Annotated in this window: 9 protein-coding genes; 8 read left to right on the top strand and 1 reads right to left on the bottom strand. The window is 37.9% G+C overall.

From position 1 onward, the window contains the following. The first annotated feature begins 104 nt into the window (after positions 1–104). The 6 genes from ABDW16_RS12275 (at position 105) to ABDW16_RS12250 (ending at position 7,529) form a co-directional block, all read left to right on the top strand. Positions 105–647 (top strand): sigma-70 family RNA polymerase sigma factor, encoded by a 543-nt coding sequence (locus ABDW16_RS12275; protein ID WP_343670075.1) that lies wholly within the window; start codon positions 105–107, stop codon positions 645–647. A gap of 219 nt (positions 648–866) precedes the next feature. Further along, positions 867–3,446, top strand: coding sequence for an outer membrane beta-barrel protein (locus tag ABDW16_RS12270; protein WP_343670074.1), 2,580 nt, complete (start codon positions 867–869; stop codon positions 3,444–3,446). Between the two features lie 202 nt (positions 3,447–3,648). Beyond that, the gene (locus ABDW16_RS12265; RefSeq protein WP_343670072.1) at positions 3,649–4,200 is read left to right on the top strand and encodes an RNA polymerase sigma-70 factor; all 552 of its coding nucleotides are present in this window, start codon (positions 3,649–3,651) and stop codon (positions 4,198–4,200) included. Between the two features lie 59 nt (positions 4,201–4,259). Further along, positions 4,260–5,372, top strand: a complete 1,113-nt coding sequence (locus ABDW16_RS12260; protein ID WP_343670071.1) for a FecR domain-containing protein — start codon at positions 4,260–4,262, stop codon at positions 5,370–5,372. 45 nt (positions 5,373–5,417) lie between these two features. Further along, positions 5,418–6,407 (top strand): hypothetical protein, encoded by a 990-nt coding sequence (locus ABDW16_RS12255; RefSeq protein ID WP_343670070.1) that lies wholly within the window; start codon positions 5,418–5,420, stop codon positions 6,405–6,407. A 120-nt stretch (positions 6,408–6,527) separates the two neighbouring features. Further along, a complete protein-coding gene (locus ABDW16_RS12250) occupies positions 6,528–7,529 on the top strand; it encodes an AraC family transcriptional regulator (RefSeq protein ID WP_343670069.1) in 1,002 nt (333 codons plus the stop codon). Here ABDW16_RS12250 and ABDW16_RS12245 read toward each other — a convergent pair. Then, entirely contained in the window at positions 7,490–7,939 is a 450-nt protein-coding gene (locus tag ABDW16_RS12245; RefSeq protein ID WP_343670068.1) for a MauE/DoxX family redox-associated membrane protein, read from the bottom strand. The two genes, ABDW16_RS12250 and ABDW16_RS12245, sit on opposite strands and share 40 nt — an antisense overlap. A gap of 186 nt (positions 7,940–8,125) precedes the next feature. On the opposite strand from ABDW16_RS12245, the gene ABDW16_RS12240 reads away from it, so the two are divergent. Together ABDW16_RS12240 and ABDW16_RS12235 are read left to right on the top strand one after the other, a co-directional pair. Next, positions 8,126–11,014, top strand: a complete 2,889-nt coding sequence (locus ABDW16_RS12240) for an SMEK domain-containing protein (RefSeq protein ID WP_343670066.1) — start codon at positions 8,126–8,128, stop codon at positions 11,012–11,014. A gap of 313 nt (positions 11,015–11,327) precedes the next feature. After that, on the top strand, positions 11,328–11,564 hold the full coding sequence (locus ABDW16_RS12235; protein WP_343670065.1) for a helix-turn-helix transcriptional regulator: 237 nt from the start codon (positions 11,328–11,330) through the stop codon (positions 11,562–11,564).

Genomic DNA, 11,564 nt, shown 5'->3' with positions numbered 1-11,564 from the left:
TGGTCTTAAAACTTAAAATCGTCACAAAACAAAAAAAGTACTCATGGGACTTAACAAAAAGTTCATACAGTACTTTTTGCCGCAGTGTACGATTAAGGGGTATCATGTTACATTTAAAAGATGCCGAACTGTTAGAGATGGTCCGGAAAGGTCAGGAAAGCGCCTTTACCATCCTATACAACCGTTACCAACCAGTCATGCTGACAGTAGCCAAGAAAAAACTCTCAAACTTGCAGGAAGCGGAAGATGTTGTTCAAGAAATCTTCACGTCCTTCTGGCAACGCCGGGAACAGATCTCGCTATCGATCCCGGTAAAGCATTATTTCCTACGCGCTGTGCATTTTCAGTATGCTTACAAGTGCAGAACGAATGCCGTTGCTAGAAAGTATGAGCACTTTCTGTCCGGAACCATTTTGGAAGATGGGAACCTGGCTTTCCTCGAAAACAAAGAACTTGGCTACCAAATTAGATCAGCTATTCAAAAAATTTCAGCTCCTGCATGCAGAAAAATTTTTGAACTGGCGTATATAGAAGATAGGAGTTGCAATGAGATCGCTACTTCTCTGAATATTTGCGCCCAGGTAGTCAGAAACCAAACCAGCCGTGCATTAAAAGTTTTAAGAGCAGAGCTCAGGCAAGTTGTTTGAACATGTCTTAGCCTTTATAGATTCCGCGTTATTGAAAGAGTCAATCCTCCTTTATTTTTCCTCACTGCAATTGTATTACAGCACATAAGTTTACATTCACTAAGTAAAAAATTATAACCCACAGGATACTGATGCCATTGTATTAAGGACCCGAGACACAATAATGATAACCTAAAAGCCAGCGATAATTGTATCCATTGTAAACTGATACCCCTTCTCATGATAAGGATATTATTTTCAATAGCCCTCGTTATTATGCCATTGATAGTCAGTGGGCAAAACAAATTCTATGTAAGAGGCCAGGTAAAAGACACTTCAGGACAGCAATTAATTGGTGCTAATGTATGGCTATTTACCGCTAAAGACACCTTTCATACAATCACTGATGACAATGGGAGTTTTGGCTTCAAGCAGATCCCGGGAGCCGCATTCTCTATTAAAATTACAATTTTGGGATATGAAATATTTAATAATACATATTCATTAAATTCAGATAATTATAATATTATTTTACCAATTATATTTTTAAACACCAAACCTAATATTCTAAGAGAAGTAATTGTCAAAAGTCGATTTTCCCCGATAACCTTAAAGGAAGATACGATTGAATACTCAATAAGCCAATACCATTTAAGAGAAAATGCTCAAATTAACGATCTCCTTAAACGACTACCAGGTATAGAAGTCGACAGAGATGGTAATATCAAATTCATGGGCAGGCCTATTAGTAAAATAAAAGTCAACGGAAAGGAATTCGTAGTAGGTAATATCCAGGACCTCTTAAAATTAATCCCATTAGAAACTTTAGAAAAAGTACAGGTAATTGATGACTACGATAAAATGGCAGAACTTACAGGTAGGCCTACCGAAACGAATGCCAAAGTTTTAAACCTGCAAACCAGGCATCATCTCAATACTACCAATAACCTAAAAACAGAAGTGGGTGCTGGTACAAATAAAAGATACGCAGCCGATGTATTAGGATCGGCTTTCGACAATAAAAAACAAATCATCATCAATGGCAGGGCGACTAATTCTATACCTGGGCCTGGAGAAACTAGTTACAAAAAAGGTATATTATTATACAGGAATCAGTTAACTCAATCGTTGTATACCAACGGTGGCATTTTTGCTGAACATGGTAGCCACAACGAACAAGTCTATAGTAACATTACTAACCAAACCGCAGATGGCAATATTCGTCAGAATAATACAACACACCAGGCAAGTACTTTTGATAATTACAATTTTGCTGAGACAATAGATCTCAAAGATCAAAAACAGAACACCGTTAGCATGCAAGTAATTGGTGAAAGAAAATTACAAACAGATAATAGTAGCATACTATCTTCACAAAGTGGCCTGCAACACTTAGATCAATCAATAGAAAATATCACCAACAAAGTTTTGCCAAATATTCGAGGGAGTATTTATGGCGCTCACCACTTTCGTCGTGCGGGAGAACTCTTAGCTCTCGGCTTCAATTTTAACTATGCAGGCAATAAAAGTGACCAATATATTCATAATAACACTATTTACTACAATAATGACGGCACTATAGCTTTAGACTCTCTGCTACATCAATTAATATCTAAAACTAATAACCTCCAAACAATATCCCTACAAACATCATATATTAAGCCATTCAATGCCAATTCTTCCATGGAATTGAATTATACATTGCGCTCAAACAAAAACATATTCAAACAACAAACGCAATGGGCGAACAAAGAAGGGAAAATGAATATAATTGATTCATTAAGTAATCAATTTAACTATCTTAAAGTAGAACAGAAGATCGGAATTAATTATAAAAAAACAAGTCTCAAAATTGATTATACATTCGGAGTGAACTTATTCTATGCCTCCTATGGTACCAACCGTAGTAAATGGCTATTACCAAGTTCAAATGTAAGTTATAAAATAGATAAGACTTCCCGGTTAGCATTTCGCTATGAGGGCCGTCCTATTTATCCTGACTATAATCAGCTTCGCCCTATCCCTGACAGATCGAACCCATTATTTCCAATCGTAGGAAACCCCAATCTGAAGGCAAGTATTTCCAACCTCTTTACTTTGGATTATAACAAGGTTTCAAAATCAATATTATTTATCTCCTTATCGGTTTCCCCTATTTTGAATCAAGTAGTCTCTAACACTATATTGATACAAGATACGCTCAACACCGTTATTCAAGAAACCCACTACCGAAACTCCAATGGTGCTTACACACTATCAGGCAATTATTCCTGGTCACATCCATTTTCTGAAGGTAAATACCAGCTCTTCCTGGATGGTAGCAGCTACTTTAATAATAATATCTTTTACTTACAAAACATACGCAATACCAGCCAAAACCTTACAGTCTCTCAATCTCTTCGTACTGGCATTTATCAAAAGTGGATCGAGCTAAACACGGGAATAGGGTTTACTTTCAATCACACTAATTACTCAAGTCCTCTCACCCCTTCTTCTAATATTCGGAGTTGGAACATGAATCTTAACACAAAATTCTTTGTTGGAAAGTCATGGTCCTTATGGTTGGATATTGTCAAACAAATTAATACAGGCTATGCAAATGGGGTAACTGCCAATCCCACCGACCTGGGCGCCACTATAGAAAAAACATTGCTAAAAAATATGCTCATATGCCGCCTGCAAGGGTTTAACCTATTAGACCAAAACTCCGGCGTCGCCCAAACTATCTCCGCTAACACCACCACCCAAACTCGTACCAACCAACTCGGCCGCTACATCCTCTTCTCCCTCCTTCTCGACCTCAAAAAAACCAAAAAATAAAACTTTCGTACCATTAACAATAAGTTAACTTAACTATACCCCCTATTTATTAGCTTAGTAGGTGTAATTATGGGGGATACCACTACCAGGTAATCAATAAAAGACATATATTGTGTCACTCATTTCGTTATCGTATATATGTCATGTGAGTACACAACAACCTGACAACATTACTAACCAAGGCTGAAATTTAACTATCGTTATGCAAAATCTAAACAGCTATAACGACGAACAACTATTTCTGTTACTGCAGGGGGGAAACGAGGATGCATTCAATACACTGTTTGAACGCTACCGCAAACGCCTGTTCCTGGAGGCCTTTACCCGTTTACAAAACGAGGAAGAAGCCAACGACATTGTACAGGAAGTTTTCATGTGGCTCTGGAAAAAAAGATCCACACTCGATATCGGCAACTGTCTTAAACCGTACCTGGTACGGGTAGTACGTAATAAAGTAGTAGACCATATCCGTAAAACTACCACTGCGAGAAACCACCAGCAACAATATCACTGGATTGCAGATACGCACACGACTAAAATACCTATGGAAAATAAAGAGCTCGGTCAGCAACTTTCTGATGCCATTAATAGCATCACGCCTGCCAGCCGTCTCGCCTTCGAACAACTCTACCTCCAGGACAAAAGTCTCCGGGAAATAGCCGTAGACATGGATATAAACGTTCAGTCCGTTAAAAACCACATTCACCGCGCACTAAAAATGCTTCGTAAGAATCTGAAACACAGCTTATCTTAATCAGAAATTTCTTACCCAAATAAGTACTTTTTCAAATTTTATACGATCTAAAGGGAAATATGTCTGTAAATCCGGAATATATTGAACAATTAGTGTTGGATGAGATAGCAGGGGTCATTACACCGGAAGACAGTGCTGCCCTCAATAATCTCCTCGCGCAGGAACCGGAAGCGCTTGTCATTCGTAATGACCTATATGCTCAGTACGGCGAACACCCCGTTCTCGAAAAACTTGCTGATACACTCCCCGTTGAAAAAGTATGGGCGGGCATCAGGAAGCAAAAACGAGGAAAGATCTTATTGCGTACCAGTATCGGTATTGCCGCTGCTATACTCGTTATCGTCAGTGTCTATACTATTTTATTAATACAGGGCACCCGCCAGCCTGAAATTGTCCATGTTCCGTCCCCAAAAAATGTTGCGCTGCAGTTGCCAGGTGGGCAAGTGGTCAACCTGGGCAACGCGCAGCGACAGGTACAGCTTGGCAACCTGACCCTCAATAACAAGGAAAAGACTTTATCATATACGGGTAGCACAGATCAACAAGCTACCCTCATCGTACCTGCAGGCAAAGACTATTCAATCACATTGTCCGATGGTACCTTTATACAGCTGAATGCCGCCTCCAAATTGGTATTTCCCTTTGCCTTCAGGGGCAATACCCGGGAAGTTACTATCAGGGGAGAGGCCTACGTGAAAGTAGCCAGGGATGCTACTCATCCATTTATCGTACACCTTCCTAACAGTACCGTACAAGTACTCGGCACCGAATTTAACATCAATACCTACGATAGTGGTCAGGTAAAAATCTCCCTGGTGAGTGGCGCAGTCCAGCTAAAAGCAGCGCAGGATTCCCTGCTCCTGCACCCCGGGTATGCAGTTAATTATACACAGGGCAATAAACTCCAGGAATCCCCTTTTGATGAAGATTATGTGCTTTCCTGGCGCAATGGCCTTTATATATTTAATAACACCTCCCTGGCTTCACTGTCCACAGTCATTACCCGCTGGTATGGTATTCCCGTTGTTACAGATGGCCCAGCTGCCGCCAGCCACCGCTTTAGTGGTGCCATGAATCGCAATAAGCCCATTGCTACTTTCCTGGAAGGCTTAAAGTTCACAGGCCAGTTTGATTATTATTTCGACAAAGACAGCGTATTGCATATGAAGTAAAAATAGCCAGGGGCCGGTATAAAAAGAACCCCATTACAGTTAATCATGCATTCCACATTGTATAACGTGAACAAAAGTTTACCGCTCGAAAGAACCATTTATAGGTATACACCTGCTGATGCAATTCCTGCTGAATTTCTCCAGCTTATAATACCAGGAGCCGGCACCTTTTTCCGCCAGGATCCGGAATGTGATATACTCTCCCAGCATCTTACACTAGGTCCATATTCTGTATGGCTCCATGATATCTTTTCAAAAGAAAATATCCAGCTACGAACATATACACCCACTCCTATTTTCAACATCCAGTTCATGTTTGAAGATAGTCTACCCCTACCTAAAGCCGGCTATACCCTGGACGAAAGAGAATGTAATGCTTTCTATCTCCTCCCTGGTCAGCCGCAACGGGCACCGATGAATGCGGACAAGAAAATCTTTTCATTCCAGGTTAATATCCAGCCCACCAAGATGGCGGAACTCATCAATAAATTTCCCCAGTTCCAGGAATTGATGCATGGCATTCATCCCCGGGTGTCTTCCCGGATCAATCCCCGCCCTTACCATATTAATGCAGTCTGCGATATGCTGATTTGCAAATTCATGACTTGCCATTATGGAGGTACTGCCGCTCAATACTTTTTACAACGCTGTGTCACAGATATATTAGTCAATTTCACGGCCCAGCACACTGATTCGCAACAGCCCTTCCTGTTTGCAAGTATGGTGCATACGGATACCTGTCATAATATCTTCAATTACCTGGCCGACCATCCTCACAAGACAAATTCCCTCGCCTCCCTGGCTTATATGTATGATATAGATGAAAAGGAAATGGAACAAAGCTTTCGGCAACACTTTGCCATATCCATAACCGATTACATGCATATGATCAAAATGATGATGGTCTGGCACTCACTACAAACATCCTCCTTTCCATTATCAGAGATCTCACGGGTAGCTGGATATCAATCCACTAATGAACTGGTAAATGATTTAGTAGCCTATTATGGGGTAAACCCAACCGATCTCCTTTAGGAGATGTTACGTTTTGAGTAAAAATGCAATGAAAATATTAGCTAACATGGAAATTATCAAATTTAGAAAGCTCAACGTTCATCATCGCCATTAAAGAATATTTTTCAAAATGCTACTGCTATGTTTATTGATTCAGCAGGAAAAACTGAGAAACTCTTCTATGTAGAAAGAGAAGAAGCCGCTTACGACGAGGTGACAGCCCTCCCGGAAGAATATCTTCAATTAATTTTACCTTATGCTGGTGTATTTTTTGAAACCGATGAGTCCTGCGACATCATCAGTCAACACAAGCAGTTAGGTCCATTTTCATTTTGGATTCAGGAAGTCTATGCACATACAGACATAGTGCTTTGTCCATACACACCTTATCACATATGGGCACTACACTTTATGTATGATGCAAGCCTGGAGGTAGAATTATACAAGGATTCATCTTTTACCCTGCAGGAAAGAGAATGTAACCTTTTTAGCCTGGAATCGGATTTGCATAAAGTACCCATGGTAGCAGGGCAAAAATTGCTCTCCTGTCATATAAATATTATCCCGGAAGAATTTAGGGAATTAGCGTTGTTACATCCAAAATTATCTCGTTTGGCAGCTTTGCAATCACAAGGGGTAACTGGTCCCCTCAATCAATCTCCCTATCATATTAACCCAGTTTGTAACTTTTTGCTGGAAAGTATGCTCTCCTGCCGCCATATCAATATACCGGCAGAGGTATTTTTATTACGTTGTTGCCTGAATTTATTCTACAACTTCGCACAGCAGGATTTACAACTACCGTTGGTTGTAACGGATATATTGCACAGGGATCAGTTCAGCGAGCTGTTCAAGTTCATGATCCAAAAGCCTTACAAAAACTTCACCATTCCAGAACTTGCATGGATGTTCGACCTTTCAGTGAAAGATCTCACAGAAGGTTTTCTCAAACTGTACTCCGTTCCAATACATCACTTCATCAGGATGATAAAAATGATGATGGTATTTGAATTACTGACAGAAAAGGCGACTCCACTTTCGACCATAGCAAATGCAGCAGGTTATGGATCCTGGCAAAATATGGACAGGGTTTTCAAATCATATTATGGATGTGAATTGGAGGAACTAAGGCGTGCAATGTGATGCCCTTTCCGGTAAAGCCAAATGCCGGCTATTGCCAATAAAATATATGCACAATTCAGAATCAAATGATCCTTCCAGGACAATAATTCTATTACACCACCACAACTACAAGGTAAGTGTGCGCTCAACTTCATAATCAATAGGATATAGATTGTGAAAGACAACATCAACCCTAACGCAAAATATAATCCCTTTAATCGCCAGGCTGGCACCATCAGCATGATGGAATCGGCGATCTCCGCTAGTGGAACAGCCCATGCTATCAATTTTGCAACGGGGGCCAATACGGGAGACATACCAATCTGGGCACTGAATAAAGAAAAATCCAGGAATTTACTAATAGCGGTATACACAAAGAGGATAACAAACAACATACTGATTACCTCTAGGATGAAAGCATATTTTTTCATGGTTTGAGTACTTGCAGCTTTAAAGATAAAGTCCGGGAGGAAATAGATTTTTAGGATATCTAAACAATACTTAGTAGAAGAATAGGTACTGCAATTATTATAAATATAATTTCAGTATAAAATATAAAAAGTATGTTACAAATTGTATATAAATGCAACTACTTTGAAAATTAGCTAATCAAAGACATGTTCCAACGAAAGCTATTAGAAAGTATTAATTTTTATTTTTCTACGTTTAGTGCCCAGGTAAAAACCGCCAATGCAAACAATGAATATGATATCAATATCCATGCAGAGAATGTAATTATACCAATATTGAATACCATCTTTGGTTACAATCTAAAAAATGCGAACTACACTGATCAAAAAAATGTAAAAGCCATTGACCTCGTTGACATAGAAAAAAAAGTCGCTTTCCAGGTAACCTCCACTAATAATATTGAAAAAATAAAAAACACCCTTGAAAAATTTATCAATTCAGATTACATAAATAAAATTGATAAATTATACATATATATACTCACAGAAAAGAAAAAACCTGGTTTAAGATCTGAATTAGCAATAGAAAATATAGTCCAAGGCAAACTGGATTTTTGCATCCAGGATAATGTCCTTGATGCAACCGACATGTATGTAATATTGAATCAGAAGAATGACTTGGAAACGCTGATCAGGGTAGAAAAGCAATTACACCTCCAATTTGGAAAAGGAGAAAATAAGGATAGAACTTTCTATAATAGGCTAAGCAATTTTATTGAAAAATATAAGGAGAGCTGCATAAATAATTTTTCCCGAATTAATTTCTTTGGCCTGGCCATTACCAAAAGACCGAGAGAGGTTGAGTTATATGACCTATTTGTAGCCCCTAATTTTCGACTTTCCGGCCTCTATGGGCAAAATCTCCATGAACTACTTTTTGATGACGAAAATTTAGCTGCTATTAGGAAGAAAATAATTAAGTCCAAAAAAAAACACCCCAAGGAGATCAAGGAGCTCAAGGAGATCAAGAGACTCTACGACTTGTACTACAAACTCCTTCGTAGCAAAAGCGTAAAAACAGGGAGAATGGAATTTGACAAATTTTTCCTCTCATCGAAACATATTGCAGTAATTGGAAACCCCGGGGCAGGAAAATCGCTCATGATAAAATATGCAATCTGCAAAATACTTGAAAAAGACTCCAATGTATTTTCGTCAGCGGAAATATTTAATTACACACCTTTTCGGATTGAATTACACAAATACAATAAAACTAAAAAAAGTGGGTCTTACAATATTCTAACTTACCTGAAAAAAAATTTAAGTGAAGAATACCAAATTGAAGATATTACAATTGATGATCTGGCTCAAATATTCAGCAAATACAAGACATTGGTATTTTTCGATGGGCTAGATGAGATCTTTGATGTCCATGAACGAATTGACATCAGGAATGATATTGAAATTTTCACAAAGCAATATGAAAATTCCAGGACAGTTGTTACATCAAGGTTTGAATCCTACGAAGAGGTAAAGCTGAATGAAAAGATTTATCACACCTACGAAATATTAGATTTCGACGATGATCAGGTAAAGGATTATGTAAATAATTGGTATACCTTAGAAGAAACCAACCGGTCAAAAAGGAATTTTGAAATAAAAAATTGCCTGGAACAATTAAATTCAGTAGATGATGAAATAAAATATAACCCCCTACTATTATCATTGATCATCATCCTCTACAGGAACCAACTCGAAATACCTGCCAGCAAACTGGAAATTTATGAAAGCTGTACCAATACAATCGTAGACCAACGGGATGAAAGAGAGAAAAAACTGGAAATAAAGACCGCTGTAGGGAATCGTATAGCAATTTTTTCCAATCTCGCCTACTGGTTATTTAAAAACGAAAGCGAGGGAAAAAACCATGTCAATTACGATAATGTAAAAGAGTTCACCAAAAATTACCTGCTTAACAAAGGTGAATTCCAGGAAGAAAATATTGCAGAAAAAGCGAGTAAAGAATTCCTGGAATTTGCAAAAGTGAGATCTATATTTCACGAAAATAAATTCACACACAAAACATTCCTGGAGTATTTCACGGCATTTTATATTTATAGCTCCATCTATAATAAATCCAAAAAAGAAGACTTAACAAACCTTATAAAAAATTATATCGGATCTTCCTCCTGGTCCATCGTACTTGAATTATTAATCTGCAAGATTGATAATAATCAATTGGATTTCGAAATAGTAGATGAAATAATTAGTACGCAGATCCAATTGAAAGAGTTGGATGCTATTATATTTTTCCTGCAGATCCTGAAGCACTTAAAAAATATTAGCCCAAAGAAAACCACCGACCTAATCAAACAAGCGATCGAATATTGTTTGAAGATGAATGATGGTAGTTCAGAATACAAACCAGATTACCAGGAGATAATTATTAACCAGTTGCACTCACTTGCCCAGTATAGCAAATACGAACAATATTTACTCAATTCTTTTAAAGAGGTAGCCTTAAAACCGGGAATAGACCTGGTATGCCTAAATGTATTTGCTTATGAATTTTCTATTCTTTCAAATTCTGACATCTTTATCCAGGCGATCACTGAAACTAACAAGAGCATTGAAACTGATTATATTTTCCTTTTAAGAAACTATGCGAGGCTCCAAAATGAAACTACATACCTGGATACATTAAAGTTGTTTATAAAACAATATGGAGTAGACAAAACAGAACATATATATTCATCCTATTTTAATCTACCTATATTTAAAACTGATACAAAATTCAACTGGAACATCTATTACATATTTACTGGCCCACTGGATTCGAATAAAATTTATGAAAAATATAAAACATTGATCAGTGTAGGCATTTCTCAAAGCTCCTTGCAAAATTCAGCTAAGGCCATTTCTGTTTCTTCTGATCCAATACTATACGGGTTACTGGGGCCGATAAAAACGGAAAATATTTACTTCAATAAGTTCATAATTACATTACGAAAAATCCATGGCACTGATAAATTCTATGAGAATATATCGATGCCCCTTGAAATTAAAAACTATATTTCAAAAATACTTCTAAAGTAGTTATTGTGTATTGGATATTATGATCAATGGTTATTGTAGCCTAAAACGGAAATATCGGGTTTGTTTTCCCAAAACTAAATGCCTTATTGCCCAAAGTATAAATGCTTTCAGAGCGAATTTTTTGCGTAACGAAGGAGAATCTTGCCCCCAAACCTTTCCTTGTGCTGATCTGGTCAGGACGAAAGAGCGACAGAAGCGAAGCATGCCTTTGGAATAGCCCGACCTGGGGAGCAGTGCTTATCAAAAGCTTTTCAGAGGTTTTGAACATTGTGTTGATAAAAGGTAATACTATTTAGGTTAATATTACATATTTTTGCCTAAAACACAAAATATTTTGACTTCCAAAGAAATGAACAGGATCAGGGTTGTATTAGCCGAGTTAAACAAAAAGAATAAATGGCTAGCAGACAAACTTGGCAAAAATCAAGCAACTATTTCTCAATGGTGTAATAATGCAAGACAACCATCCGTAGAAACGTTGTTTGACATTGCTGAAGCTCTTGATGTAGATGTACGAAAACTATTGGTTTCATCAAAATATAGTGATTGA

This window comes from Chitinophaga sp., assembly GCF_039596135.1.
Taxonomy (GTDB): Bacteria; Bacteroidota; Bacteroidia; order Chitinophagales; family Chitinophagaceae; genus Chitinophaga.
The sequence above is the reverse complement of the archived record's forward strand: the minus strand, read 5'-3'. Positions and strand labels throughout refer to the sequence as shown.